The 25,308-nt window shown below is 68.6% G+C and carries 34 protein-coding genes and 1 tRNA gene; 18 read left to right on the top strand and 17 right to left on the bottom strand.

All coding sequences use genetic code 11. The annotated features are described in order from the left end of the window. The first annotated feature begins 67 nt into the window (after positions 1 to 67). Positions 68 to 247 carry a hypothetical protein gene (locus AB0H84_RS30720; RefSeq protein WP_357611687.1) on the top strand — a complete coding sequence of 60 codons (180 nt, stop codon included), beginning with the start codon at positions 68 to 70 and terminating at the stop codon, positions 245 to 247. Positions 248 to 292: 45 nt separating this feature from the next. Here the strand turns inward: AB0H84_RS30720 and AB0H84_RS30715 are convergent, their stop codons facing one another. Further along, positions 293 to 601, bottom strand: coding sequence for a hypothetical protein (locus AB0H84_RS30715; protein WP_357611684.1), 309 nt, complete (start codon positions 599 to 601; stop codon positions 293 to 295). A gap of 199 nt (positions 602 to 800) precedes the next feature. Here AB0H84_RS30715 and rpsF point away from each other — a divergent pair, with 199 nt between their 5' ends. The 7 genes from rpsF to AB0H84_RS30680 all read left to right on the top strand — a co-directional run bounded on the left by rpsF (position 801) and on the right by AB0H84_RS30680 (position 5,216). Then, positions 801 to 1,091, top strand: a complete 291-nt coding sequence (gene rpsF, locus AB0H84_RS30710) for a 30S ribosomal protein S6 (protein WP_080044189.1) — start codon at positions 801 to 803, stop codon at positions 1,089 to 1,091. Between the two features lie 77 nt (positions 1,092 to 1,168). Continuing rightward, entirely contained in the window at positions 1,169 to 1,720 is a 552-nt protein-coding gene (locus tag AB0H84_RS30705; protein WP_357611681.1) for a single-stranded DNA-binding protein, read from the top strand. A 63-nt stretch (positions 1,721 to 1,783) separates the two neighbouring features. Beyond that, positions 1,784 to 2,020, top strand: coding sequence for a 30S ribosomal protein S18 (rpsR, locus tag AB0H84_RS30700; RefSeq protein ID WP_020543048.1), 237 nt, complete (start codon positions 1,784 to 1,786; stop codon positions 2,018 to 2,020). Positions 2,021 to 2,034: 14 nt separating this feature from the next. Continuing rightward, complete coding sequence (gene rplI / locus AB0H84_RS30695; RefSeq protein WP_357611678.1) at positions 2,035 to 2,481, top strand: 50S ribosomal protein L9; 447 nt, start codon at positions 2,035 to 2,037, stop codon at positions 2,479 to 2,481. A gap of 198 nt (positions 2,482 to 2,679) precedes the next feature. Continuing rightward, complete coding sequence (locus AB0H84_RS30690) at positions 2,680 to 3,531, top strand: ABC transporter substrate-binding protein (protein WP_357611675.1); 852 nt, start codon at positions 2,680 to 2,682, stop codon at positions 3,529 to 3,531. Positions 3,532 to 3,541: 10 nt separating this feature from the next. Then, positions 3,542 to 4,405, top strand: coding sequence for an amino acid ABC transporter permease (locus AB0H84_RS30685; protein WP_357611672.1), 864 nt, complete (start codon positions 3,542 to 3,544; stop codon positions 4,403 to 4,405). A gap of 67 nt (positions 4,406 to 4,472) precedes the next feature. Beyond that, positions 4,473 to 5,216, top strand: coding sequence for an amino acid ABC transporter ATP-binding protein (locus tag AB0H84_RS30680; RefSeq protein ID WP_357611669.1), 744 nt, complete (start codon positions 4,473 to 4,475; stop codon positions 5,214 to 5,216). Positions 5,217 to 5,283: 67 nt separating this feature from the next. Here AB0H84_RS30680 and AB0H84_RS30675 read toward each other — a convergent pair whose 3' ends face one another. After that, on the bottom strand, positions 5,284 to 6,585 hold the full coding sequence (locus tag AB0H84_RS30675; protein WP_357611666.1) for an MATE family efflux transporter: 1,302 nt from the start codon (positions 6,583 to 6,585) through the stop codon (positions 5,284 to 5,286). A 285-nt stretch (positions 6,586 to 6,870) separates the two neighbouring features. Between AB0H84_RS30675 and dnaB the strand changes: the two genes are divergently transcribed. Beyond that, a complete protein-coding gene (gene dnaB, locus AB0H84_RS30670; RefSeq protein WP_357611663.1) occupies positions 6,871 to 8,226 on the top strand; it encodes a replicative DNA helicase in 1,356 nt (451 codons plus the stop codon). A gap of 62 nt (positions 8,227 to 8,288) precedes the next feature. On the opposite strand, the gene AB0H84_RS30665 is transcribed toward dnaB, so the two are convergent. Beyond that, positions 8,289 to 8,699: a DUF4267 domain-containing protein gene (locus AB0H84_RS30665; RefSeq protein WP_357611660.1), complete on the bottom strand. Its 411-nt coding sequence runs from the start codon at positions 8,697 to 8,699 to the stop codon at positions 8,289 to 8,291. 100 nt (positions 8,700 to 8,799) lie between these two features. Then, positions 8,800 to 9,636: an SDR family oxidoreductase gene (locus AB0H84_RS30660; protein WP_357611657.1), complete on the bottom strand. Its 837-nt coding sequence runs from the start codon at positions 9,634 to 9,636 to the stop codon at positions 8,800 to 8,802. 64 nt (positions 9,637 to 9,700) lie between these two features. Here AB0H84_RS30660 and AB0H84_RS30655 point away from each other — a divergent pair, with 64 nt between their 5' ends. Further along, on the top strand, positions 9,701 to 10,162 hold the full coding sequence (locus tag AB0H84_RS30655) for a MarR family winged helix-turn-helix transcriptional regulator (RefSeq protein WP_357611654.1): 462 nt from the start codon (positions 9,701 to 9,703) through the stop codon (positions 10,160 to 10,162). A gap of 4 nt (positions 10,163 to 10,166) precedes the next feature. Here the strand turns inward: AB0H84_RS30655 and dnaN are convergent, their stop codons facing one another. The 3 genes from dnaN to AB0H84_RS30640 form a co-directional block, all read right to left on the bottom strand. Further along, positions 10,167 to 11,264, bottom strand: coding sequence for a DNA polymerase III subunit beta (gene dnaN / locus AB0H84_RS30650; RefSeq protein ID WP_357611651.1), 1,098 nt, complete (start codon positions 11,262 to 11,264; stop codon positions 10,167 to 10,169). Positions 11,265 to 11,337: 73 nt separating this feature from the next. After that, positions 11,338 to 11,985 (bottom strand): response regulator transcription factor, encoded by a 648-nt coding sequence (locus tag AB0H84_RS30645; protein WP_357611648.1) that lies wholly within the window; start codon positions 11,983 to 11,985, stop codon positions 11,338 to 11,340. Further along, complete coding sequence (locus AB0H84_RS30640; RefSeq protein WP_357611645.1) at positions 11,985 to 13,412, bottom strand: histidine kinase; 1,428 nt, start codon at positions 13,410 to 13,412, stop codon at positions 11,985 to 11,987. Before AB0H84_RS30640 ends, AB0H84_RS30645 begins: the two co-directional genes overlap by 1 nt. 109 nt (positions 13,413 to 13,521) lie before the next feature. On the opposite strand from AB0H84_RS30640, the gene AB0H84_RS30635 reads away from it, so the two are divergent. Both AB0H84_RS30635 and AB0H84_RS30630 read left to right on the top strand, forming a co-directional pair. Further along, a complete protein-coding gene (locus AB0H84_RS30635; RefSeq protein ID WP_357611643.1) occupies positions 13,522 to 14,427 on the top strand; it encodes an ABC transporter ATP-binding protein in 906 nt (301 codons plus the stop codon). Further along, on the top strand, positions 14,424 to 15,152 hold the full coding sequence (locus tag AB0H84_RS30630; RefSeq protein ID WP_357611640.1) for an ABC transporter permease: 729 nt from the start codon (positions 14,424 to 14,426) through the stop codon (positions 15,150 to 15,152). The genes AB0H84_RS30635 and AB0H84_RS30630 overlap by 4 nt, the downstream gene beginning before the upstream one ends. 2 nt (positions 15,153 to 15,154) lie before the next feature. On the opposite strand, the gene AB0H84_RS30625 is transcribed toward AB0H84_RS30630, so the two are convergent. Further along, positions 15,155 to 16,069, bottom strand: a complete 915-nt coding sequence (locus AB0H84_RS30625; RefSeq protein WP_357611637.1) for an SMP-30/gluconolactonase/LRE family protein — start codon at positions 16,067 to 16,069, stop codon at positions 15,155 to 15,157. A gap of 56 nt (positions 16,070 to 16,125) precedes the next feature. On the opposite strand from AB0H84_RS30625, the gene AB0H84_RS30620 reads away from it, so the two are divergent. Together AB0H84_RS30620 and soxR are read left to right on the top strand one after the other, a co-directional pair. Next, on the top strand, positions 16,126 to 16,557 hold the full coding sequence (locus AB0H84_RS30620) for an Lrp/AsnC family transcriptional regulator (RefSeq protein WP_357611634.1): 432 nt from the start codon (positions 16,126 to 16,128) through the stop codon (positions 16,555 to 16,557). Positions 16,558 to 16,566: 9 nt separating this feature from the next. Next, a complete protein-coding gene (soxR, locus tag AB0H84_RS30615; protein WP_357611632.1) occupies positions 16,567 to 17,103 on the top strand; it encodes a redox-sensitive transcriptional activator SoxR in 537 nt (178 codons plus the stop codon). 130 nt (positions 17,104 to 17,233) lie between these two features. Here soxR and AB0H84_RS30610 read toward each other — a convergent pair whose 3' ends face one another. The 7 genes from AB0H84_RS30610 to upp form a co-directional block, all read right to left on the bottom strand. Then, positions 17,234 to 17,686, bottom strand: coding sequence for a universal stress protein (locus AB0H84_RS30610; RefSeq protein WP_357611629.1), 453 nt, complete (start codon positions 17,684 to 17,686; stop codon positions 17,234 to 17,236). Positions 17,687 to 17,793: 107 nt separating this feature from the next. Beyond that, positions 17,794 to 18,468 (bottom strand): FadR/GntR family transcriptional regulator, encoded by a 675-nt coding sequence (locus tag AB0H84_RS30605; protein ID WP_192788989.1) that lies wholly within the window; start codon positions 18,466 to 18,468, stop codon positions 17,794 to 17,796. A 101-nt stretch (positions 18,469 to 18,569) separates the two neighbouring features. After that, the gene (locus AB0H84_RS30600; RefSeq protein ID WP_357611626.1) at positions 18,570 to 19,913 is read right to left on the bottom strand and encodes a helix-turn-helix domain-containing protein; all 1,344 of its coding nucleotides are present in this window, start codon (positions 19,911 to 19,913) and stop codon (positions 18,570 to 18,572) included. 95 nt (positions 19,914 to 20,008) lie between these two features. Continuing rightward, a complete protein-coding gene (locus AB0H84_RS30595; RefSeq protein WP_344999798.1) occupies positions 20,009 to 20,542 on the bottom strand; it encodes a PH domain-containing protein in 534 nt (177 codons plus the stop codon). Beyond that, a complete protein-coding gene (locus AB0H84_RS30590) occupies positions 20,539 to 20,721 on the bottom strand; it encodes a hypothetical protein (RefSeq protein WP_344999800.1) in 183 nt (60 codons plus the stop codon). The genes AB0H84_RS30595 and AB0H84_RS30590 overlap by 4 nt, the downstream gene beginning before the upstream one ends. A 72-nt stretch (positions 20,722 to 20,793) precedes the next feature. Next, a complete protein-coding gene (locus AB0H84_RS30585; protein WP_345002236.1) occupies positions 20,794 to 21,018 on the bottom strand; it encodes a hypothetical protein in 225 nt (74 codons plus the stop codon). A gap of 121 nt (positions 21,019 to 21,139) precedes the next feature. Further along, the gene (gene upp, locus AB0H84_RS30580) at positions 21,140 to 21,778 is read right to left on the bottom strand and encodes a uracil phosphoribosyltransferase (protein ID WP_357611623.1); all 639 of its coding nucleotides are present in this window, start codon (positions 21,776 to 21,778) and stop codon (positions 21,140 to 21,142) included. 190 nt (positions 21,779 to 21,968) lie between these two features. On the opposite strand from upp, the gene AB0H84_RS30575 reads away from it, so the two are divergent. The 4 genes from AB0H84_RS30575 to AB0H84_RS30560 all read left to right on the top strand — a co-directional run bounded on the left by AB0H84_RS30575 (position 21,969) and on the right by AB0H84_RS30560 (position 23,539). Then, a complete protein-coding gene (locus tag AB0H84_RS30575) occupies positions 21,969 to 22,478 on the top strand; it encodes a tRNA adenosine deaminase-associated protein (protein WP_357611620.1) in 510 nt (169 codons plus the stop codon). Positions 22,479 to 22,496: 18 nt separating this feature from the next. Beyond that, on the top strand, positions 22,497 to 22,973 hold the full coding sequence (locus tag AB0H84_RS30570; protein ID WP_357611617.1) for a tRNA adenosine deaminase-associated protein: 477 nt from the start codon (positions 22,497 to 22,499) through the stop codon (positions 22,971 to 22,973). Between the two features lie 31 nt (positions 22,974 to 23,004). Then, positions 23,005 to 23,442: a tRNA adenosine(34) deaminase TadA gene (gene tadA, locus AB0H84_RS30565; RefSeq protein ID WP_357611792.1), complete on the top strand. Its 438-nt coding sequence runs from the start codon at positions 23,005 to 23,007 to the stop codon at positions 23,440 to 23,442. A 10-nt stretch (positions 23,443 to 23,452) separates the two neighbouring features. Then, positions 23,453 to 23,539, top strand: a tRNA-Ser gene (locus tag AB0H84_RS30560). 87 nt (positions 23,540 to 23,626) lie between these two features. On the opposite strand, the gene AB0H84_RS30555 is transcribed toward AB0H84_RS30560, so the two are convergent. Beyond that, positions 23,627 to 24,691 carry a hypothetical protein gene (locus AB0H84_RS30555; RefSeq protein ID WP_357611614.1) on the bottom strand — a complete coding sequence of 355 codons (1,065 nt, stop codon included), beginning with the start codon at positions 24,689 to 24,691 and terminating at the stop codon, positions 23,627 to 23,629. 6 nt (positions 24,692 to 24,697) lie between these two features. Beyond that, positions 24,698 to 25,279, bottom strand: coding sequence for a hypothetical protein (locus AB0H84_RS30550; RefSeq protein ID WP_357611611.1), 582 nt, complete (start codon positions 25,277 to 25,279; stop codon positions 24,698 to 24,700). Positions 25,280 to 25,308 lie beyond the last annotated feature (29 nt).

Raw genomic sequence — 25,308 nt, 5'->3', positions numbered from 1 at the left:
AGCTTATCCGTTTGGTGGAGGCGCGTTCGGGAAGTCGGCTGGCGCCCCCTAAGCGAGGAGAAGCGACATGACACGATGGCGCTGGCGCACGCTCGTCTTATTGATCTACGTGGTGATCGGGATCTACGTGGCCTGGGTGTACGACTACATCACCCCCGGACTGCTCAGGGACGTGGCGGAGGCGTTGCTGGCGGTGTTCCTCTGGTTCCTGGTCCTGCTCGGCATAGACCTGCACATCGGCAGGTGAACCACATATCGAACGGCCCCGGAGCACGTGCGCCGGGGCCGTCGCTCATGGATGGGGAAGGAAACCGCCGTGGGCGATGCCGAGCGCGGCCCCGACGAACGACCCCACGAGGCCGATGATGTTGAGCGAGCGCTGCGGCGTGGTCACCGACACGTACTGGGAATAGAGACCGACGCCGAAGCCGAGCGTGCCGAACCATGACGAGATCATGTGCGCGGATACCCAGAACGTCGAGATGAACGCCACCACACCGCACGCCAGTGCGGCCACGGCCAGGGCGTTCTCCGCAGGGTGTGAATGTCCGTCGGTGTTGAGTGTGAGCCTGAACCGCTCCTTTTCGGAGGGTTGAAGCACATGTGGCACTGTGACCACCCCCTAGGTTTCCTAAAGGCCTTCCCACGTACTCGCGACTGGTAACCTGGGGCACGCTGCGTTGTGATGGGTGATCCATCACCCCGGCTGCCGAAAGGGGCGCCCGGGCACAGGCGTCAGCGTCCTCCTGTCACGGCAGAGTGTCGTGACCGCAAGAGTCCAGAGGAGGTTGGAGTCCCGCATGCGTCGTTACGAAGTAATGGTCATTCTGGACCCTTCGCTCGATGAGCGCACTGTCGCGCCGTCCCTCGACCAGTTCCTCTCCGTGGTCCGCAACGACGGCGGCACCGTGGAGAAGGTCGACGTCTGGGGCCGTCGCCGTCTCGCCTACGACATCGACAAGAAGTCGGAAGGCATCTACGCCGTCATCGACCTGTCCGCGGAGCCCGCGACGGTCAAGGAGCTCGACCGGCAGATGAACCTCAACGAGGGCATCCTGCGTACCAAGGTTCTGCGTCCGGACGTGCACTAACCCCGGCTTTTGTCGGGGGAGCCCCGTACTCTGAGCCGTAACCCAAGCGAAGGCGTGCAGGAAGGCGAGCGCTAGCCATGGCAGCAGGCGACACCGTAATCACCATTGTCGGCAACCTCGTCGACGACCCGGAGCTGCGCTTCACCCCGACGGGTCAAGCCGTGGCTCGATTCCGCATCGCGTCCACTCCGCGGTTCATGGACCGCCAGACCAACGAGTGGAAGGATGGCGAAAGCCTCTTCCTGACCTGCAACGTGTGGCGGCAGGCGGCGGAGAACGCCGCCGAGAGCCTGCAGCGCGGCATGCGGGTCATCGTGCAGGGGCGGCTCAAGCAGCGGTCTTACGAGACCAAGGAAGGCGAGAAGCGCACCGTTTACGAGGTCGAGGTCGACGAGGTCGGCCCGTCCCTGCGTAACGCCACCGCCAAGGTCAACCGCACCTCCCGTCAGGGTGGCGGCGGTGGCGGCTTCGGCGGCGGTCCGGCCGACGACCCGTGGGCCTCCGCGACCCCCGCCCCGTCCCAGGGCGGCGGCGGTTACGGCGGTGGCGGCGGCTTCGGCGGCGGCCAGCAGGGCGGCGGCGGCTTCGGCGGCGGCGGCGGCGACTTCAGCGACGAACCGCCTTTCTAAATCCTGTCCACAAGCCCGAGTCCATTCCCGCCCGGAAGGCGGGGCTCTGAAAGGAGCACCACGATGGCAAAGCCGGCACTGCGCAAGCCGAAGAAGAAGGTTTGCCTGTTCTGCCACGACAAGATCTCCTACGTCGACTACAAGGACACGGCCCTGCTGCGGAAGTTCATCTCCGACCGCGGCAAGATCCGTGCGCGCCGGGTGACGGGCAACTGCACCCAGCACCAGCGCGACGTGGCGACCGCGATCAAGAACGCGCGTGAGGTGGCCCTGCTGCCTTACACGAGCACCGCGCGCTAAGGAGGCCTGTCGATATGAAGCTCATTCTCACCAACGAGGTCTCCGGCCTCGGCGCCCCTGGCGACGTCGTCGAGGTCAAGGACGGCTACGGCCGTAACTACCTCATCCCGCGCGGCTACGCCATGCGCTGGACGCGTGGCGCCGAGAAGCAGATCGAGACCATCAGGAAGGCTCGCGACGCCCGCGAGATCCGCGACCTCGGCACCGCCAAGGAGGTCGCCGGTCAGCTCGGCGCGCTGCGCGTCCGCCTGACCACGCGCGCCGGCGAGTCCGGCCGCCTGTTCGGCTCGATCACCACGGGCGACATCGCCGACGCCGTCAAGGCCGCCGGTGGCCCGCTGCTCGACCGCCGTCGCATCGAGATCGTCAACCCGATCAAGAGCGTCGGCTCCCACCGCATCACCGTCAAGCTCCACCCCGAGGTGTCCGCTCCGGTGGACATCGAGGTTGTCGCGGGCTGACGCCCGCGATCGGTGAAAGCCCTCTCCGGTTTCGGAGGGGGCTTTCGCATTGCTCGCCGCGGATGACCGGCTCGCCGTTACGCGAGCGGCATCCGGGACGATTGCCGTGGTCAGCGGCGCCCCTGGGGAGTATTTCTCCTGTTCGGTCAGCGTAGAATGCCTTCGTTCTTTCGCGTTTTCCCCCTGGAGGCTCTGGCCATGGCCCGTCCCCTCATGCTGCTCGCGCTGGCCGTGGCGCTCGTCGGCTGCGCGCCCGCAGACAACACGGCCAAGACGGCCGGCCCGGCCCCGTCCACTGCGTGCACCAAGGATCAGCTCAAGCTCGTCACCCCCGGCAAGCTGACCATCGGGACCGACAAACCCGCCTATGAGCCCTGGTTCAAGGACGATGACCCCAGTAACGGGCAGGGGTTCGAGAGCGCGGTGGCCTTCGCCGTGGCGGGCGAGCTGGGTTTCGACCGCAGCGAGGTGCAGTGGAGCACGGTGAAGTTCGACTCGGCGTTCGCGCCGGGGGACAAGCAGTTCGACTTCGACGTCAACCAGGTGTCCATCGCGCCCGCCCGGGCCAAGGCCGTGGACTTCAGCAAGGGCTACTACACCGTCAAGCAGGCCATCGTCGCCATCGACGGGAGCAAGTACGCGGGTGCGAAGAGCCTGGCGGAGCTCAAGGACGCGAAGATCGGCGTACAGGTGGGCACGACCTCGTTCGACGCGGTCAAGAACGTCATTCAGCCCGCCGCCGACCCCAACGTCTACAACGAGCAGATCGACGCCGTGAACGGGCTGAAGAACAAGCAGGTGGACGCACTGGTCGTGGACCTGCCGACGGCGTTCTACGTGACGGCCGCCCAGGTCGAGAAGTCCAAGATCGTGGGGCAGTTCAGCTCGACGGGGGGCACGCCCGAGGAGTTCGGGCTGGTCATGCAGAAGGGCAGCGCGCTCAAGCCGTGTGTCGACAAGGCCGTGGACGCGCTGAAGTCGAAGGGCGAGCTGGCCAAGATCGAGCAGCAGTGGCTCGGCTCCGCCGCGGGCGCGCCAGAGCTGAAGTGAGCGGACCGCGGTGAACGAGAGCGCCCGGGCTACATCGGGCGAATGGGTTAAGTCGGAGCGGCAGCTCGAGCGGGAGCGGGTACGCAGGTCGCGCGCCCGCCGCTCCGCCTCGATCGCGACGGGCTCGACGATCGTCTTCATCGTGCTGGTCGTCTGGGTCGTCACCAACTCGCCGGGCTGGCCCCGCGTGCAGGAGAAGTTCTTCGACCCCGGGGAGTTCGCCAAGGCGCTGCCCGATGTGCTGAGCGGCTTCCTGCTCAACATCAAGATCTTCCTGATCGCCGAGCCGTTGATCCTGGTCGTGGGGCTGCTGGTCGCCCTGGCCAGGGGGATCAGGACGCCCGCGTTCTTCCCGATCCGGGCGCTGGCCACGATCTACACCGACATCTTCCGCGGCGTGCCGACGATCCTGGTGATCTACCTGATCGGGTTCGGGCTGCCCGCGCTCGAGTTGCAGGGCATCCCGTCCGACCTCGCCACGCTGGGCATCATCGCGCTGACGCTCTCGTACGGCGGTTACGTGGCCGAGGTGTTCCGCTCGGGCATCGAGTCCATCCACCCCAGCCAGTTCGCGGCGGCCCGCTCGCTGGGGCTGAGCCACGCCAAGACCATGCGGTTCGTGGTGCTCCCGCAGGCCACCCGCAGGGTCGTGCCGCCGCTGCTGAACGACTTCGTCTCGCTGCAGAAGGACACCGCGCTCGTGGCCACCATCGGGCCTCTCGAAGCGCTCAGGCAGGCGCAGATCCATACGGCCAGCACGTTCAACTACACGCCCTACCTGGCGGCGGCGCTGCTGTTCATCCTGCTCACCATCCCCATGGCCAGGTTCACCGACCACCTGGCGGCCCGTACGCGCAGGAGGCGCGGAGCATGAGCGAGCGTAGCGAGCGACCGATCAAACACAGCCCTGTCAGGCTCATGCGCCCGACGAAGGCGGGCGCATGAGCCTTCTGACCATAGAGGGGGTGTGGAAGAACTTCCACGGCCACAGCGTGCTGCGCGGCATCGACCTGGAGGTGCATCCCCACGAGGTGGTGAGCCTGATCGGGGCCTCCGGCTCGGGCAAGTCCACGCTCCTGCGCTGCGTCAACCTGCTGGAGACCGTGGACGACGGCGCGATCTTCCTCGACGGGGAGGAGATCACCGACCCGCGCGTGAATGTGGACGACGTGCGCAAGCGGCTGGGCATCGTGTTCCAGTCGTTCAACCTGTTCCCGCACATGACCGTGCTCGACAACATCACGCTCGCGCCGCGCCAGGTGCACAAGGCGGCCAGGGCGGAGGCCGAGGAGCAGGCGCACGACCTGCTGGCCAGGTTCGGGCTGGCCGACAAGGCCAGGGCCTACCCCGACCAGCTCTCGGGCGGGCAGCAGCAGCGGGTGGCCATCATCAGGGCGCTGGCCACCCAGCCCAGGCTGATGCTGCTGGACGAGGTCACCTCGGCCCTCGATCCCGAGCTGGTCACGGAGGTGCTGGGGATCATCAGGGAGCTCAAGGAGTCCGGCATGACGATGATCCTCACGACCCACGAGATGGGATTCTGCCGGGAGATCTCGGACACGGTCTGCTTTCTGGACAGCGGCGTGCTGCTCGAGAAGGGGCCCGCGGAGAAGATCTTCACGGATCCGGAGCAGGCCAGGACCAGGGAGTTCCTGCGGAGCGTGCTGGAGACCAGGCGGCTCTAGCGCCGATCCTCCGCACCACCAGACACCAATCGGTCACCGTGGGGCCGCGGTCAAGGGGATGGGGCGGTCATGCCCCCGTCACCAGCCATTCGGTGCCCGCGGCCCGGCGTACGAGAGTGATCAGACGGGCGACCATCCACACCCCGAGCGCGCACCAGAGAGCGACGACCCCGAAACCGGAGGCGAGGAACGCGGCGGGCAGGTACGCCAGCGTCGTCCACACCCCCGCCCACGCCAGATAACGCTGGTCGCCCGCGCCGATCAGCACGCCGTCGAGCACGAACACGACGCCGCACACCGGCTGGAACGCCGCCACCGGCCACAGCACGGCCAGCAGCAGCTCGGTGACCTGCGGATCCGCGTCGAACAACCCGGGCAGCACCGGCCTGGCGGCGACCACCAGCACGCCGAGCACCGCGCCCGACCAGATGCCCCACTGCACCATTCTCCTGGTGGCGGCCCGGGTGGCCGCGACGTCCCCGGCGCCGAGCGAGCGCCCCGTGATGGCCTGCCCGGCGATGGCGATGGCGTCCAGGGCGAAGGCGAGCAGCGTCCACACCTGGGTGGCGATGGCGTACGCGGCCAGCTCGGACTGGCCCATCCTGGTGGCGATCACAGTGGCCGCGAGCAGCACCACTCGCAGGCAGAGGGTACGTACGAGCAGCGCGAACCCGGCCGTGCCCGCCTGCTTGACCCCTTCGAGACCCGGTGTGAGCGGTGTGCCCAGCTTGATCGCGCCCCTGGCCACCACCACCAGGTAGACGGCCGCGCCCAGCGTCTGGGCGAGCACCGTCCCCCAGGCCGACCCGGCGATGCCCCACTGCAGGCCCAGCACGAACCAGGCGTTCAGCGCCGCGTTCAGCATGAAGGAGCCGATGGCCACCACCAGCGGCGTGGCCGTGTCCTGCAGCCCGCGGAGCACACCTGTCCCGGCCAGCACGACCAGCATGCCGGGCGCGCCGAGCAGGCTGATCCGCAGGTACGTCACGGCCTGCGCCGTCTGCTCCCCGCCCGCTCCGAACAGCTCCACGATCATCGGCGCCAATGGCCAGCACACGGCAATGAGGTCGGCGCCGATGGCCAGTGCCAGCCAGATCCCGTCCACACCGCTGCGCATGGCCCGCGCGTGGTTTCCCGCGCCCGTCTGGCGTGCCACGGAGGCTGTGGTGCCGTACGCGAGGAAGACGCAGAGGTTCACCAGTGTGGACAGCACGGTGCCGGCCACGCCGAGCGCGCCCACCGCCGTGGTGCCCAGCCCATGACCCACGATGGCGTAATCCGCGAGCAGGAAGAGCGGCTCGGCCACCAGCGCGCCGAACGCCGGCACGGCCAGCCGGAGTATCTCCCGGTCCCTGGAGGTAATGGGCATTTGTCCATTATGGCCATTACGTGGCTTGTCTGAGAAACTTTCTTTCCTCCACAGCCAGTGGATACTGTTCGCGCAGGTCAGAGGCCATTCGGGGGATGATCGAGAGAGTTATCCACAGCCTGTGTCCACAGGCCTTTCACACCCTGGGCACGGTAGTCCACAGCTTGACCACAGGGTTGTCCACAGGCCGCGTTGCCAGTCGGCGCGTAACTCCGGGAAACTGTCAGACCGGTCGGCTACAAGTGGGGGTGGTGCGACCGCCTGCAAGGTGTTCGAGGGGGCGCGGTGAGCATTGACGAGGAGACGGGCGCCGGCCCTGGTTTCGAGCGCACCCCACCGCACAACATCGAGGCGGAGCAGTCGGTGCTCGGCGGCATGCTGCTGTCGAAGGACGCCATCGCCGACGTCGTCGAGATCCTGCGCTCCGACGACTTCTACCGCCCCGCCCACCAGATGGTCTACGACGTCATCACCGACCTCTACGGCCGGGGCGAGCCCGCCGACGCGGTCACGGTCTTCGACGAGCTGCAGAAGCGCGGCGAGATGGCCAGGGTCGGCGGCGCCGCCTACCTCCACACCCTCACGGCCGTCGTCCCCACGGCGGCCAACGCGGGCTACTACGCCAAGATCGTCAGAGAGCAGGCCATCCTGCGCCGCCTCATCGAGGCCGGCACCCGCATCGTCTCCTACGGCTACGGCGGCCAGAACGAAGAGGTCGACGACCTCGTGGACCGCGCGCAGGCGGAGATCTACAAGGTCACCGAGCGCCGCACCTCGGAGGACTACGCGCCGCTGGCCGACATCATGCCCGGCGCCCTCGACGAGCTCGAGGCCATCGGCAGCCGCGGCGGCCAGATGGTCGGCGTGCCGACCGGCTTCCAGGACCTCGACCAGCTCACCAACGGCCTCCACCCGGGTCAGATGATCGTCGTGGCCGCCCGCCCGGCCATCGGCAAAAGCACGCTGGGGCTGGACTTCGCTCGTTCGGCGGCGATTAAGCATGGCATGACCACGGTCATCTTCTCCCTGGAGATGTCGCGCAACGAGATCACCATGCGTCTCCTCTCCGCCGAGGCCAGGGTCGCGCTGCACGCCATGCGCTCGGGCATGATGGGTGACGACGACTGGACGCGCCTGGCCCGGCGGATGAGCGAGGTGGCGGAGGCGCCGCTGTTCATCGACGACTCGCCCAACATGTCGATGATGGAGATCAGGGCCAAGTGCCGGCGGCTCAAGCAGCGCAACGACCTGAGATTCGTGGTCATCGACTACCTCCAGCTGATGAGCTCGCCGAAGAAGACCGAGAGCCGGCAGAACGAGGTCTCGGAGATCTCCCGTGCGATCAAGCTGCTGGCCAAGGAGCTGGAGGTCCCGGTCATCGCGATCTCCCAGCTCAACCGTGGTCCCGAGCAGCGCACGGACAAGCGCCCCCAGGTGAGCGACCTGCGCGAATCCGGATCTATCGAGCAGGACGCCGACATGGTCATCCTGCTGCATCGGGAGGATGCGTACGAGCGCGAGTCGCCGCGGGCGGGTGAGGCCGACCTGATCGTGGCCAAGCACCGTAACGGTCCCACGGCGACGGTCACGGTGGCGTTCCAGGGACACTACAGCCGCTTCGTGGACATGGCTCAGCACTGATCGGGCTCCTGCGCCAGGTCGATGGGGACGAGCCGGGTCCGGGCAGGACCCCGTGACAGGCGTCAGGCGGCGTCGAGGGCTGCGGTGACCTCGCGGGTCTCGCGCATCAGCAGCAGGCCGTTGACCACCATCAGCGTCGCGGTCAGGCAGTGGACGCCGAGCGCGGTGGCCACGGAGCCGTGGTGGGCCAGCACGGTGGTCATGTCGCCGTACGCGGCGAGGGCCTCCACCAGCAGCGCCCAGCCCAGCGCCCGGCGGTGGCCCGTCACCAGCAGGATGCCCAGGACCAGGGCCATGACGACGTCGCGGATTCCCTTGGTGATCAGGAAGCCGCCGCCGTCGCCGGACGGCCAGCTCGGCAGGCCGAAGCTCGGCGCCGTCGTCTCCGGGGTCAGGATGTACTCCGACCCGAACCAGAGGATGAAGAGGATGAAGACAGCGGCCAGGACGGTGTTGATCTTCTTCAGTGACATTGTTCTTTTCCTTGCGAGTCTTCGTGAGCTTGGTGAGGCGCAGGGTCGGCGGCGGATCGGTACGGATCCGCCGCTCAGTTGCCCGCATGCGACGCACACGTCATGGGCGGAGCTGGGCCGCGTGGTCGCGGGCGAAGTCGGCGAACGACCGCGCCGGGCGGCCCGTCACCTTCTCGAAGTCCGGGGTTGTGTAGTCGCCCCACCCCGCCGAGTACGCCGTGAGGTACTCCTGGGTGACCGCGGCGATCCACGGAGGCAGGCCCGCGTCCAGCATCGACCGGCGGACGTCGTCAGGCGCGACCGGCTGGTAGGCGATGGGCGTCCCGTACGTCCTGGTGAGTTCGGCGGCGGCGTCCTGCAGTGAGATGCTGGCCGGGCCCGTGAGAGTGTAGGTGCTGCCTCTGTGCTGTGCGGGGTCGCGCAGGACCGCGGCGGCGAAGTCGCCGATGTCGCGTACGTCGATCATGCCGAGCCGGCCCTCGCCCGTCCCGCCGTACAGGGTGTCGCCGTTGACCGAGCCGAGAAGGTTCTGCATGAAGAAGGCCGGGCGGATGACGGTCCAGTCGAGGCCCGAGGCCGCGAGCTCGACGTCCGACAGGGCGTGCAGGCGGCCGTTGCGGGTCGGTGCGTCATGGGCGGCGCCGATGGCCGACATGCGCACGACGTGGCTCACCCCTGCCTTTCGGGCGGCCCAGACGGCGTTCATGCTGGCGTGCGGCGCCTGCGGGCCCATGGCGGTCAGCAGCCACAGGGTGTCCACGCCCTCGAATGCCCGGTCGAGCGTGGCGGGGTCGTCCAGGTCGCCGACCGCGACCTCCACGCCCGACGGCGCCTTGGCCGCGTCACGCACCAGGACCCGTACGTCCGGGGTGCCGGTCAGGGAACGAAGGACAGCGCTGGAAACGGTGCCGTTGGCACCAGTGATCAAGATGCTCATGCAGACGACAATATAGTAAGATTCAGTGACAATCAATTTTTGTGACTAAAAGGAGGGTGTGACGGTGCGCAGGAGCCGGCGCAAGCAGGACGAGCCCGATCTCGGCATCCTGGCGAGCAGGACCCTTTTCGGCCTGCAACGCGAACTGTTCGAGAGACTGGTCGAGCAGGGACATCCCGGGCTGAGGCCACGACACGGGGCGGTGATGGCGTACCTGGACGAGGAGGGCAGCCGGGCCACGGACCTCGCCGCGCAGTCGGGCCAGCACAAGCAGGTGATCGGCACGCTGGTGGACGAGCTGGTGGAGCTCGGCTACGTGGAGCGGCAGCCCGACCCGGCCGATCGCCGGGCCAAGCTGATCGTGCCCACCGAGAAGGGGCGTGACCACATGGTCAAGTCGGACGCCATCATCGCCGCCATGGAGGCGGAGCACGCCGATGCCGTGGGCGAGGAGGCGTACGCGGAGTTCAAGAGGGTGTTCAAGCAGGTGGCCGAGCGCCAGGCGGACGCGGGCCGGCGGAAGTGACGGCTCAGGCCTGGCGCAGGGACATGACGAGGTAGCGGAAGGCGGGCTGGGCGTCGCCGGGCACGTCCTGGATCAGGGCGGGCCTGGTCGGCGACTCCATGTTGATGCGGGCCAGCTCGCTCTCGATCCCGGTCAGCCCGTCGAGCAGGAACTGCGACTGGAAGGCGATCTGGATGTCGTCGCCGCGCAGCTCGCAGTCGACCACCTCGGCCCCGCGCCCGATGTCGCCGCCGCCCGCCTGGATGAGCACCTGCCCCTGGCTGAACGACAGCCGGATCGCGGTGTTGCGCTCGGCCACCAGGGCCACCCGCTTGATCGCGTTGACGAACGGCGCCACCGCCACGTCGGCCCTGATCGACCAGTCGGAGGTCAGCCGGGAACGGTAGTCGATGAACTGCTCGTCGAGCAGCCGCACCGTCGTGCTCCGCCCGACGCTCTCGAACCCGGCCACCCCGTCGCCCATCGCGATCGACACCTCGCCGCCCCGCAGCGACTTGGCCACCTCGACCAGCACCTTGGCCGGGACCATGGCGGAAACGGCGAGGTCGGGACTGGCCGGGCGCCAGGTGAACTCGCGGGCCGCGATGCGATAGCGGTCGGTGGCGGCCATCGCCACGGCCTCGCCCTCGATGTCGACCCGGATGCCGGTGAGCATGGGCAGAGTGTCGTCGCGGCTGGCGGCGGGCGCGACCTGGCCGACGGCGGAGGCGAACACGCCGCCGCCGATGGCGCCGATGCTCGGCGGCATGGTCGGCATGGTCGGGAAGTCCTCGACCGGCATCGTGATCAGCCCGAACTCCGCGCTGCCGCAGGTCAGGACGGCCTCGGGGCCCTCGGTGACGATCTCCACGTCGTCGGCGGGCAGGCTCCTGCTGATCTCGGCCAGCAGCCGCCCCGGGATGAGGACGCGGCCCTCCTCGGCCACGTCGGCGTCGACCGCCGCCTTGGCCGAGACGTCGTAGTCGAACGCGGACAGGGTCAGCTCATCGCCCGCCTCCAGCAGCAGCCCGGACAGGACGGGCACCACGGGCCGGGCGGGCAGAACTCGGGCGGCCCACGCCACCGCATCTGCCAGAACATCGCGGTTAACCCGGATCTTCACCTGTTACCACCCCTTCGTCGCGCCGTGCCTCTATGAAAATATCCGGTGCGACTGACAACTCCGGGCGTTCTGTCTAGCGGCTGTTGAGGTAGGCCAGTACAGCGAGCACGCGGCGGTTGTCGTCGTCCGACGGCGCGAGCCCCAGCTTGGCGAAGATGGAGGCCGTGTGCTTGGCCACCGCGCTCTCGCTGAGGTGGAGCCGCTGGCAGATGGCGGCGTTGGAGCGCCCTTCCGCCATGGCCTCGAGCACCTCCCGCTCGCGCGGCGTGAGCGCGGCCAGCGGCTCGTTCCTGGCGTTGCTGGCCAGCAGCTTGGCGATCACCTCGGGGTCCATGGCCGTGCCGCCCTCGGCGACCCGGCGTACGGCGTCGATGAACTGCCCGGCGTTGAAGACCCGGTCCTTGAGCAGATAGCCGATCGCGCCCGAGCCGTCGGCCAGCAGTTCGCGCGCGTACAGCTGCTCGACGTGCTGGGACAGCACGAGGATCGGCAGCCCCGGCACCTTCTCCCTGGCCGCCAGCGCGGCCTGCAGGCCCTCGTCCGTGAACGTGGGCGGCAGCCGTACGTCCACGATGGAGACGTCGGGCCGGAGCTCCAGCAGGCCCTTCAGCAGCTCGGGGCCGCTCTCCACGGCCGCCACGACGGAGAAGCCGTGGGCCTGGAGCAGGTGCACCAGCCCGTCCCTGAGCAGGTAGAGGTCTTCAGCGATCAGTACGTTCATCAGCACGACAGTCTGGTCGGCAGGACGCGTTCGTACCAGCGCTCGCGGTGGTGGTTGGAGAGCCAGAAGGCCATGACGTACATGAGAGTGCCCAGGGTGATCATGCCGACGATGACCGGCCACTGCCAGACCTCGGGCATGTACAGCGCGAGGAACCAGGCCTTGTCGTCGAGGTCGAAGATCTTGAAGAAGCCCGCCACGAGTCCCTGCGGGAACGTCGGGCACCAGGCCGTGCCCCAGAGCAGGATGATGGTGGTCGCCTTCCAACGCGGCATCTTGGCGACCTTGCCCGCCCAGTGCTCGGGCAGCACCCGCGGCAGGCCGAGTGTCACGGTGGTGGGGCCGCCCGGCGGGCTGTTCAGGGCGAGCACCCCGTCGAAGGCGGCCAGCCGTCGTTCGATGCCGGCCAGGCCGCTGCCGTTGGCCGGGTTGGCGCCGCCCATGCCGTCGTCGGTGACCGTGACACGAAGGTTCGGGCCGTCGCAGCTGATGTCCACCGTCGCCGCGCGCGCGTCGCCGTGCCGGGCGGCGTTCGAGAGCAGCTCGCTGACCGCGAAGTACACCGCGGCCTCCACCGGCGCCTCCGGCCGGTGCGGGAGATCGACGTCCACCGTGACCTGCATCGGGCTGTCCATGGCCAGCGCGCGCACGGCGTCGGCCAGACCGCGCTCGGCCAGTACCGGCGGGTGGATGCCGCGGATGAGCCGGCGCAGCTCGGTCAGCGTGTCGGAGGAGGCCTCCCTGGCCTTGGCGAGCAGCGCCTTGGCCGCCGAGGGGTCGTCGTCGACGAGCTGCTCCACCGCGCCCAGCGTCATGCCGATCGCCACCAGCCTGGCCTGGGTGCCGTCGTGCAGGTCGCGCTCGATCCTGCGCATCTCGGCCGCCTGCGAGTCGGCGGCCAGGTTACGCGTCCGCTTGAGGTGGCTCACCTGGCTCGCCAGGCGGCTGGCGGCGGTCGCGCCGAGCAGCAGCTCGCTCCAGAGAGCGTAGACGCGCAGGCCGCGCCCGGGGACGAGGGCGAACAGCGGCATCAGCGCCACCTTCACCGCCGGGTCGAGCGCCAGCCAGGCCACGTCACGCCAGGTCGCCGGGTCGCTGACCAGCCACTTCCACCGGTTGTTCCAGGCAGGGATCCGCGGCGTCTTGTAGAGGGTCCGGTCCGAGCGGTACATGCCGTCCGCCTGAGGCGCCGGGGGCGGGGGCTCGGGCAGGTAAGGCAGCTCGATGCCGACGCCGGTCCATTCCCTCAGCAGCCGCCGATGCAACCGTGTCAGCCTCCTGACCATCATGACCTGCGGCGGGAACAGAAACACCATGCCCAGCGCAAACGAGAGCGCCAGCATGCCCAGGCTCAACGCGATCGCGGGCACCTCGATGACGAGGAGCGCCAGCAGCACCACGACCTGACCGAACCTTCGCACCAGCATGCCCCCAGTCTGAGCCAGCGGGGGCCGGCCCCACCATTGCATCTAGGTACACCCTTAGCGGCATCCAGCCGGATTCCCCGACGAGCCCGGCGTTCCTAGCGTCGATGGCATGAAGGTCATCGAAGTCAGGAACCTGCGCAAGCAGTACCCGAACCACCTGGCGGTCGAGGACGTGTCGTTCGAGGTCGCCGAGGGCGAGATCTTCGGCATCCTCGGCCCGAACGGCGCGGGCAAGACCACCACCGTGGAATGCGTGGCCGGCCTGCGCAAGCCGGACGGCGGCACCGTACGCGTGGCCGGGCTGGACCCGCAGCTGAACAGGGGCGAGCTGCGGCACGTGCTCGGCATGCAGCTGCAGAGCGCGGCGCTGCCGGAGAAGCTCAAGGTGTGGGAGGCCATCGACCTGTACGCCTCCTTCTACCCGGACCCGGCGGACTGGCACGAACTGCTCGAACGGGTCGGACTCGCCGACAAGCGCGACACGGCGTTCAAGAACCTCTCCGGTGGCCAGCGCCAGCGGCTCTCGGTCGCGCTGGCCCTGGTGGGCAGGCCACGCGTGGCGGTGCTCGACGAGCTGACGACCGGACTCGACCCGCAGGCCCGCAGGGACACCTGGGAGCTGGTCGAGCACGTACGCGACTCCGGCGTGACGATCGTGCTGGTCACCCACTTCATGGAGGAGGCCGAGCGGCTCTGCGACCGGCTCACGCTCATCGACAAGGGCAACGTGGTCGCCACCGACACGCCCGCCGGGCTCATCGCCCAGGTGGGCGGGGAGCAGCGGGTGCGGTTCCGGCCGTCGGCGCCGGTCGACGACGGCCTGCTGCTGGCCCTGCCCGAGGTGCGTGAGGTCGCCAGGAGCGGCGACCAGGTCGTGGTGAGCGGTACGGGCAACCTCGCCGCCGCCGTCACGCTCACCCTGGCCCGGCACCAGATCGTGCCAGGAGACCTGCGGATGGAGCAGGCCACCCTCGACGACGCGTTCCTCGCGCTCACCGGAAGGAAGCTGTCATGAAGCTGCTCCTCGTGGAGACCAAGCTGCACCTGCGCGAATGGCCGTTCCTGATCTTCACGATCGGGCTGCCGGTCGGGCTGCTGGTGCTGCTGGGCCTCAGCGTCCCGTCGATGACCGAGCGCGTGGCGTCCGGCGAGAGGTACGTGGACACGCAGATGCCGAGCATGATGACGCTGCTCTCGCTGCTGATCCTGGCCTGCAACGTCATGCCGGCGGTGCTGAGCGCGTACCGCCAGCAAGGGGTGCTGAGGCGGATGTCCACCACGCCCGTGCACCCGGGACGGCTGCTGGCCGCGCAGCTCCTGATCCACCTGGGGGTGGGAGCCGTCTCCACGGCTGTGCTGATCGTGACGGGCTCGCTGGTCTTCGGCTCGGCGGCGCCGCGGCAGTGGGTGGGGTTCGTGCTGGTCTTCCTCCTCGGCAGCGCCGCGTTGCAGGCCATCGGGCTGGTGATCGCCGCGCTGGCGCCCAACCCGAAGGTGGCGTCCGGGATCGGATCGCTGGTGATGTTCCCGCTGATGTTCCTGGCGGGCATGTGGGTGCCGCGCGACATCATGCCCGACGCGCTGCGGGCGGTCAGCGACTACTCCGTCGCGGGGCCGTTCGCCGAGGCGCTCAGGGACACCTGGGCGGGTCACCCGCCGGAGACCGTGCACCTGGCGGTCGTGGGCGCCGGTCTCCTGCTCTTCGGCGGGCTGGCCGCGCGGCTGTTCAGGTGGGAGTGAGGCTAGCGCCTGGCCCAGACGGGGGGCGCGCCGGTGACGTTCGTCATCAGGGAGTAGAGCGAGGTCGAGGCCGTGATGAACATCCGGTTGCGCTTGAGCCCGCCGAACACCAGGTTGGACGTGGACTCCGGCAGCTTCAGCCGGCCGATCAGCGTGCCGTCGGGGTCGTAGCAGAGCACCGCCTTGCCCGCCGCGGCCCAGACGCGGCCGGTGTCGTCGAGCCGCAGGCCGTCGAAGTTGTCCTGCTCCGAGCCCTCGGCGAACACCTTGCCACCCGCCAGCGTCCCGTCCTCCCGCACATCGAACACGCGCAGGTGCTTCATCCTCGTGTCGGCGACGTAGAGGCGGCTCTCGTCGAGCGAGAACGCCAGGCCGTTGGGGCGGACGAAGTCGTCGGCCACGATCCGGACCTCGCCGGTCACCGGGTCGACGCGGTAGACGTGACAGCCGTCGATCTCCTGTTCGGCGGCCCAGCCCTCGTAGTTGCTGATGATCCCGTACGGCGGGTCGGTGAACCAGATCGACCCGTCGGAGCGGACCACGACGTCGTTGGGGCTGTTGAGCCGCTTGCCCTGCCAGCGGTCGGCGATCACCGTGATCGAGCCGTCGTGCTCGGTGCGGGTGACGCGGCGGTGGCCGTGCTCACAGGAGATCAGGCGGCCCTCGCGGTCGAGGGTGTTGCCGTTGGTGTAGCCGGACGGCTGGCGGAACGGGCCTACCGCGCCGGTCATCTCGTCCCAGCGCAGCATCCGCTCGTTCGGGATGTCGCTCCAGACCAGGAACCTGCCGGCGGCGAAGTAAACAGGGCCCTCCGCCCAGCGGGTGCCGGTGTGGAGCCGTTCGAGCTGGTCGTCCCCGCCGATCGCGGCGAACCGCTCGTCCAGCACCTCGAACTCAGTGGCAATCATGTCCGTCATGCCGCCTACCATACGCTGTTCGGCTGGTTGGGCAAATCACCGGATACCATCTTGCTGTGGATGATATCGACAGGAAGTTGATCGGGCTGCTGCTGGAGGACGCGACGCAGTCGTACGCGGTGCTCGGCAAGGCGGTGGGGCTGTCGAGCGGGGCCGCGCACGAGCGGGTGCGCAAGCTGCGCGAGCGCGGCGTGATCAGGCGCACGACGATCGAGGTGGATCAGGCGGCGCTCGGACGCACGGTCACGGCGTACGTGCTCGTGGACGGGAGCACGTGGATGGGCGACAGCGCGGACCGGCTGGCGGCGATAGCGGAGGTCGAGGAGGCGCACGTCATCGCGGGTCCCGCGTCGGTGCTGCTCAAGGTCCGTACGCCCGGGACAGTGGAGCTGCAGGACGTGCTGCGCCGGGTGTTCGGCGTGGACGGCGTCACGGGGACGCAGACCGTCGTGGTCCTGGAGACGCTCTTCGAGCGAACTCTCAAGTAATCTCCAGGTATGACGAAGGTCGCCTGGAACACAAAGGAACTCTCGGTCGGCCAGCTCGCCGAGCGCAGCGGGGTGGCCGTGTCCGCTCTGCACTTCTACGAGGCCAAGGGCCTGATCCAGAGTCGCCGTACAGCGGGCAACCAGCGCCGGTATCATCGCGACACCCTGCGCAGGGTCGCCTTCATCAGGCTGGCCCAGCGCATCGGCATCCCCCTCAAGACCATCAAGGACGCCCTGTCCGAGCTGCCGGACGAGCGCACCCCCACCCGCGCCGACTGGGCCCGGCTGTCGGCGGCCTGGCGCGGCGAGCTGGACGACCGGATCGAGCAGCTCCAGCGGCTACGTGACGACCTCACCGACTGCATCGGATGCGGCTGCCTGTCGCTGGACCGGTGCCCGGTGGCCAACCCGCACGACCGGCTGGGCGACGAGGGGCCGGGCGCCCGCCGCATCGACACCCGGCTGTGCCCGCCGCAGATCTCCGGTTGCGCACCCCAGACCGGCTGCGCCTCTCCGCCGGACGCCCCGCTCCCCGCAGCCTCTTAGCGTCCCGTCCGCGATCGCCGGGCGCTTGTCCTCGTGCCACCCTCAAAAGGTCCCGTGTGCCCGTGCCACCTCTCACAAGGGCCCAGCCGAAGTACGGTGGCGCGCGTCGGTCCAGGACGGAGGGTGGAGATCAGCGCGGAGTCCTGGCGGGCGGCACGATGAGGGTCGGCCGGTGCGCGTGGTGCAGCACGTGGTTGGACACGCTCCCGAGCAGCACCGACCGCACCCCGGCCAGACCACGAGAGCCCGTGACGATCAACGAGGCGTCGATCTCGTCCGCCACGTCCACAATCGTCGTCCAGATCGACTCGTTGTCGGCCACCGCCCGGTAAGTGACGTCGGTGAGCCCGGAGGCGATCGCCAGCTCGGCCCCCTCCTGGGCGTGCCGCTCGGCCAGGGCGTGCGCCTCGTCCTCGGTGGCCGGGTCGATGGCGCCCGCTGCCAGCGGATACTTCTTGAGCTGGACGAGCAGCGGCTCCCACACCGTGATGACGACAGTGGGCTCGGCAGTGAGGTGCTTGGCCGCGAACTCGATGGCGGCGCGCGAATCAGACGAGCCGTCGTAGGCGACAAGAATGGTCATGGCGTTTCCCTTCGCTATTCACTCTTTCGCTAGAGCACTGAAGGGATCAGGTGCCATTCCGGGGGGAGTTGTCTGCTTTGTCACACCCTTTACAGGGGTGCAGGCAGTCAGGACTCGGTGAGGGCGATGAGAATGTGCTCCATGCACGCGTGGCCGGCCCGCTCGGCCGCCGCCGCATCGCCTGCCGCGATGGCCCGCGCGATGGCGTCATGCGGGATGTAGCTCTTGTTGAGCGAGGTGCCCGCCGCCGTGATGCTGGCCCGCAGAGCCGCCGAGAAGTCCTCGTACAGGTCGATCAGGACCAGGTTGTGCGTAGCGTGCGCCACGGCCATGTGGAAGGCCAGGTCGGCCTCCACGAAGTAGTCGGGGTCGTCCAGCTCCCAGGCCCGGTCCCGCTCGGCCAGCGCCGCCTCGATGCGCTTGATGTCGTCGTCGGTGCGCCGGGTGGCGGCCAGGCGCGCCGACTCGACCTCGAGCGCCCGCCGTACCTCGAGGATCTCCAGCTGCTCGGCCTGCTTCAGGCGGCGCAGCATGGCGCCGGACAGCTCGCTGGTCGCGCGGACGTAAGTGCCGTCCCCCTGACGGCACTCGAGCAGCCCGGCGTGCGTGAGCGCGCGTACGGCCTCCCGAACGGTGTTGCGACCCACTCCGAGCTGCTCCGCGAGCACCGTCTCGGTCGGGATCTTGCCGTTCATCGGCCACGATCCAGAGGTGATCTGCTCCTTGAGCTGATCGATCACCTGATCGACGAGCGAAGCCCGCTGCGCCGTACGCAGACTCACAGTCCGCCTCCTCCGGGGAAACCAATCATCCTATGAGTCAATGACTGGTAGACCCTAATTATTCCAGACTCAGAACGCCAAATCTGGAGCTCCGGGAGGCTTCAGCGAGAAACTGTGGCGTCGACCGTCACCCCTGCCAGGGCGGAGCGGACTCCGGCGGCTTCGAGCGCCTTACGATATGCGGCGGTCTGCTGTGCCCGGGAACCGACGACGCCGTACAGGTCGCCGAGCTCACGCCAGCAACGGGCGGCCTGCCGGTCGGAGCCGAACACCGGCCGGTCGAGCGTGTCGAGCACCCGGTGGGCGTCGCCCAGGTGTGCCGACGCGTCGCCGCCCAGGTCGATCGCCACGGTGGCCAGCACGAGGTGGGCCTCGGCGACCGTCGTGCCCGTGCGGTCGTCCGCCGGCGCGAGCGCCGCGGCGGCCAGCTGGCCCGCGCGTGCCGGGTTGCCGGCGCGCAGGTTGACCCGCGCGTGCACGATGAGGCTCTCGCGGTGCTCGCTCCTGGTCGCGGGGGAGGCGGCGAACGCCTTGGACGCGGCCGAGACGAGGCGCTCGGCCTCGTCGAGCGGCGCCGTGGCCAGCCTGGACCAGTGCATGGCGGTCCTGGCGAGCTGCAGCGACAGCCGGACCTGGCGGCCCGCCATGATCGCGTCGTCGGCCAGGCGCACGGCCAGCGCGGAGTCCTCGCCCGCCGCCGCGGCCGCGCTCGCGTGCCACAGCGCGTGAATCTCTCCGGAACGGTCCACAACTTCAGGAACGCCGGTCAGGTCCAGCACCCGCTTGACGTACTCGAGCTCGGGAGAGCCGCCCTCGCGCTCGCTGCGCGCCTCGACCAGCGCGGCGGCCAGGTCGATGGCGATCTCGCCCTGCGTGATGGACAGCCGCTCGGCCTGCTTGAGCGCGGCGGAGGCCAGGTCGCGGGCCCGCAGCCGGTCGCCCGCCCGCTGGTAGCAGCGGCTCAGCGCGATCGTGAGCGGGAGGTCCGCCAGGCGCTCGGGGTGGGCCGCGGCCTCCCGGCGCAGGCGCTCGAACGCCTCCACCGCCTGGCCGAGGCGCCCCTGGGCCTCGAGCGCGCGTGCCCTGCCGAACCGCGCGTGGGCGGTCAGCATGGCGTTCTCCTCGTCGGCGGCCTTCACGATCTCCGTGAAACGGTCCGCGGCGACGGCCGGGTCACCGTGCTGCAGCTCCAGCTCGGCGTGGCGCAGCCCGAGCTCGGTGTCGATGCGCTGCCGAGGCTCGATCCCGTGAAGGAGGAACTCGGTCGTGCAACCCAGCCGCTCGGCGAGCAGCCGAGCCACGACAGGAGTCGGCGTGCGCTTGCCCGACTCAATGAGCGAGACATAACTGTCAGACAGGTCGGGTCCGGCCAGTTGGGCCTGGGACATCCGCCTGTTCAGCCGCAATCCGCGGACGCGGTCACCGATGGTTCCCTGACTCGGCATCTCATCTCTCAAGGCGGGGAAGGGTCAACAACATGCAATGATTGCATGAAGTAGCCGAATCGGGTATCCCTGCTGAAGAATTCCCCGCCGGGAGATTAATCGTCACTCTCGTCCTTGCTCGGGAAAAGCATGCCGCAGACCTCGAGGTAGAGAGTCTCCGGATACGGAATGTACTCAACCGTGGACAGTGCTTGATCCTGACCGGCTGACTCAAGGATGAACTCACCGTAACCGAGCATGCGCCCAAGCAGAGATCTTTGGAAGCTCATGTCGGTGACCTTGCCCAATGGCATCATCGCGACCTTGCGGGTGATGAGCCCGGTGGTCAGCAGCATGCGCTTGGAGGTCACCACAAAGTAATCGACCGACCACTCCGCGACTTTCCATACGAAACGGACAAGTAGCAGGAGCCACAGCCACCACACGACGACGAGTGCCGTGCCGCCCTGCTCGCTGCCGCCGAAGAACTTGCTGAGCAGTCCGGCGAGGATCAGGCCGCCGAGAACCTCGGCGACCGGACGCAGCAGGATGGCAGGGTGCCGTCGCACCATGATGAACTGTTGTTCTTGGGGGAGGAGGTAACGGTTGACCGACGACGGAGCGGAGTCCCCGTGGGTCACAAGTCTCATGACAGGCTGTTCACAAATTGCGCCAGCGAGTCGGCCGCGTTGAACACCGTGTCGAACGCTCCCTTCACCGAGTCCGCGGCGTCAGATGGTCGCGCGAACAGGTAGTACGCGACAAATGCGATGCCGCCGTATGTGAGGACTTTTTTGACCTGCACTGTCGCCTCCGTGCCCTTACCCACTCCACCCGCCCTCTACATTACCCACCCGGGTGCCCGGGTAAAGGTGACTTGACGGGATAGTTTTGATCTTGCTTAGCCTCGTTCGCTGGCCACCAGAGCCAGGACGTGAAGGTGCTTGCGCGCGATGCGCTCAACAAGGCTCGGATGGGCGTAACCGGTGACCTCCAGCGCGCCGTAGTGCGCCGCCTCGACGCACCGCGTTACGGTGGTCGCGGAGTGGATGCCGGCGAACTCGTCGCACAGCACCGTCTCCACCTCCGCGTACGGAGTCGGATCCGCCTCGGTGTGATCGCTCATCGTGCTCCCCACGCGCATGCGGAAGTTGCCTTCCTGCCTCTTCGTACCCACCTGACAACAGTATGTAACGAAGATATGACTGCGCGTAACAGGGGGCGGTCTTTCAGGACACGCCGCAGGATCAGACGACGCCGTAGAGGCGGTCTCCCGCGTCACCCAGGCCGGGCACGATGTAGCCGTTCTCGTTGAGCCGCTCGTCGAGCGCGGCGGTCACCACGCGGATGGGCTTGCCCGAGTTCGCGAAGATCTTGTCCATGTAGGCCAGCCCTTCCGGGGCGGCCAGCAGGCAGATGGCCGTGACGTCCACGGCGCCCCGGTCGAACAGGAACTGCACGGCCGCCGCCAGAGTGCCGCCGGTCGCCAGCATCGGGTCGACGACGAAGCACTGCCGCCCCGAGAGGTCGTCGGGCAGCCGCGTGGCGTACGTCTCCGCCTTGAGCGTGGACTCGTTCCTGATCATGCCGAGGAACCCGACCTCGGCCGTGGGCAGCAGCCTCGTCATGCCGTCGAGCATGCCGAGCCCCGCGCGCAGGATGGGCACCACGAGCGGCTGGGGCTTGGCCAGGCGCACGCCGTGGGCCGGGGCGACCGGCGTCTCGACGGTGACGTCGGTGACCCGCACGTCGCGGGTGGCCTCGTACGCGAGCAGCGTCACCAGCTCGTCCGCGAGCCTGCGGAAGGTCGGCGAGTCGGTGCGCACATCACGCAGCGTGGTCAGCTTGTGCGCCACGAGCGGATGATCTACGACGAGGGTTTCCATAAAGGACAACGTATCTGGTGGTGGACAATGCTGCCGACCCCTGACAACCATGGTCGATCACTGACTGCGGCGGCCCGAGGTCATTGGTTTTGATCACAATTTGGTCGGAGAGGCACACGCCCAGTGGCCGGTTCTGGAACGATTGGGTGCTGGTGATAGCTGTCGGGTCAGAGGTCGGGTGGAGATGGCGATGACAGACGAAGACGCTCTCGACTTCGCCATCGTGGTCTATCGCGAGGACGATCGCTGGGATGCCGAGCTCCTGCCGGTCGCGCTCACGTCCGACCTGAAGGGACTCATCCACGCCCTGCGCCAGCAGCCGAGCGAGAGCGGCACGATCGGCCTGGTCGCCGTGGGGGACGAGTTCTTCGTGGCGCTGCGGGTCCTCGGCGAGCGGGTGGACGTCTTCCTCTCCGACATCGCCGCCTCCTGGGACTTCCCGCTGGCGCGCGACGTTCTCGACTACCTCGACGTGCCCGTGCCGGACGAGGAGGAGCTCGACGAGATCCTCCAGGACGAGGAGACCGTGCTCCCCGCCGGAGATCTGTCGATCTTCGCCGATCTCGGGTTGGACGAGATGGAGCTGGGCATTCTCTCCGGCGACATTGACCTGCTGCCCGAAGATGTGCTGTCCAGCATCGCCGCGCGGCTCGGCTTCTCCGAGCCGTTCGAGCGTGCCATCGAATCGGTCTTCGGCTGACCCCCCTGGAGCGCGGACATGGCGTCCAACACCTTCTCTGCGGCCTTCGTCAGGACCTCCGACGGCTGGAGCGGCGCCGAGGTCGATCTGAGCGACGCCGAGATCGTCGACGACCTCGGTGACGCGGTCACCGAAGCGCTCGGGCTCGCCGGCGACGAGCTGGCCCTGCTCTGCGTCGAGGTGGAGGACGAGTGGTTCGCCATCGTCCGATACCGGGACGAGGACGAGCCGCGCGTGTTCCTGTCCGACGTGCACGCGGTGCTCTCCGACAGCCTGGGTGAGCTGTTCGCCGAGTTCGCCGGCGTGGCGCCGGACAAGGAGGGCAACGGCCTCGGCGTGCGCCCCGCAGGCGACTTCGAGCTGCTCAGCGACCTCGGCGTCAGCTCGGAGGAGCTGCTTGAGCTGAGCATGGAGGAGGGCCTGTTGCCGGCCGACATCCTCTCGGTGATCGCCGAGCGGCTCTCCTTCGCCGACGAGCTCGACCGGCTGCGGTGATCCGGGCCTCGCCGTGACGTACGAGGAGGCCATGCGCCTGGCGCTGGCGGAGGCCGTCACGGCGGGCGCCAGAGGGGAGATCCCGGTGGGCGCGGTCGTGCTCGACCCGCTCGGCGAGGTCCTGTCCATGGCGGGCAACGACCGCGAGTCCTCCGCCGACCCGACGGCCCACGCCGAGGTGCTCGCGCTCAGGCAGGCGGCCATGGGGCGCGGGCAGTGGCGGCTGAGCGGCTGCACGCTCGTCGTGACGCTGGAGCCCTGCACGATGTGCGCGGGCGCGGCGGTGCAGGCCAGGGTGGACCGGATCGTGTACGGCGCCGTGGACGAGAAGGGCGGGGCCGTGGGCTCGCTCTGGGACGTCGTACGCGATCGCCGCCTCAACCATCGGCCCGAGGTCGTCATGGGGGTGCTGGCCGGTGAATGCTCCTCCGTACTAAAGCGGTTCTTCGCTACCCGGCGGATCCGGTAAGCTCGTGCGCGGTGGTGTCGCCTAGTGGCCGAGGGCGCACGCCTCGAAAGCGTGTGATGGGGCAACTCATCCGTGGGTTCAAATCCCACCACCACCGCCGTTCAGAAGGGCCTCCGACCTGAATCAACAGGTCGGAGGCCCTTCGTCTGCCAAGACCAAGGGGGCAGCAGCCCTCGGCGTCCGATCAGCCTGCCGGCCTGGGGACGCCGCCGCGAGCGCCGTCCCCACGGTCGGCCACCACCTTGCGGAAGCGTCTGTAGCCGATGACGAGGCTGATCCCGGCGATGAGGGCTGCCGGTCCGGCCAGCGCGAGGGGCACCGGCAGCGGGGAGTCGAATGAGGCTGATCCCCCGGTTCCGGGTTTGGCGGGGAAGGTGAGGGTTCCGGTCACCGTTCGGGTGACCCAGCCGCTGTTGAGCTCGAAGCGGTATTTCCAGGGTCCGCGAGGAAGACCTTTGCGCAGCGCCACGGTGACGTCCCCGTGGTCGCCGGGCGCCAAGGTGGTGCCCCGGCTGATCGGGATCGGGCCTGTGGTCAGTCCGTTGGGGCCGTGTGACAGGGTCAGGCCTCCGTCGAGGTCGAGTGCGCGTTGGCCGGTGTTGGAGATGGTGGCGACGACAAGGGATCGCCCGTCTTCGGTGCGCTGGGGCACGACCTTGGTGACGTCGAAGTCCGAGGGCGGTTCACCGCCGGGGCCGACGTCGAGATAGGTACGGATGCCGACCCGGTTCACCAGGGCGATGCTGCCGCTCGCGTCCGCCGGAGCGGAGATCTCCGCCCAGATGACGGCGTACCGCTCTCCCTTGGATGCCTGCTCGGGGACAGTGATGGTGGCCTTGACCGGCGCGCTGCCGTGGGGTGGCAGGGCGAGAGTGGAGTCGCTGAGCCGGATCCACGAGGTCAGCTCGTTCGGGGCGCGGCCCGGCGCGAAGGTGAAGCAGGAGTGGTCGATGGTGGCGGCGGCTGTGTACAGCCGCACCTGGTGAGGCTCGGGTGAATGGTTGCGGATCTCCAGGCGGCGCGTGAAGGTGGCGCCGGGATTGACGTGATCGACGATGAACTTGTGCGACCGTGAGTCCTGGACCCGATTCGTAGGGATTTCCAGCAGGCCGATGCTCAGGCTGGCACGGCTGGGACGTTCGTCGTTCGAGCTGCCCGGCTTCGCGAGCGCCGGCGCGCAGCTCGCCGCATGCAGGGCGAGTGCGATCAGCGACGCGGAGACGGGCAGCGCAATCCGGGAGATGCGCATCGTGATTCAGGCGACGGAGTGGTTGACCGTGCCGGTATAGGTCCCCGCCACCGCTTGGGCGGGGACATTGATCACGATGGTCGGGTTCCAGCTGGCGGAGTTGTCACCGGAGCCGGTGGTCTTGCTGAAGGCGGTGCGTGAGACGTCCAGCGATTGCGCGGCCCCGGCATTGGCCTGTCCGGGGACGAAGGTGCCGGTGCCGGTGGTGCCCGTGGCCGCGCCCGACCAGTACAGGACAGCGGTGTTCGGGATGGTCTCGGCTGCGGTGCCTCCCCCTGTGGTGAAGCCTCCCGTCGCGGCGACGACCGAGGCGACCCAGGTAGCGGTGAGAGTGGCGCGCTGGTCGGAGACCATGATCGTGCCCAGCGGGCCGCTGATCTGGTTGCCGGGTGTGCCGCTTCCGATGCTGACGGGGCTGTTGGGCACGTTGATGGTGAGCCCGCCCGGTGCGGTCACGGTGAAGTTCACCGTGGTGGAACAGGTGGTGGATGCCGGGCAGGTGCCGGCCTGCGCGGGCAGGACGACGGCCATCGCCGCGACCAGGGCGGCGGCCCCTGTCAGGGGAATGCCCAGACGGCTCTTGGACACGGCTCTATCTCCCTTGTTGAACGGTCGCC

Source organism: Nonomuraea sp. NPDC050786, from assembly GCF_040654115.1.
Taxonomy (GTDB): Bacteria; Actinomycetota; Actinomycetes; order Streptosporangiales; family Streptosporangiaceae; genus Nonomuraea.
This window is presented reverse-complemented; position numbering and strand designations above follow the sequence as displayed.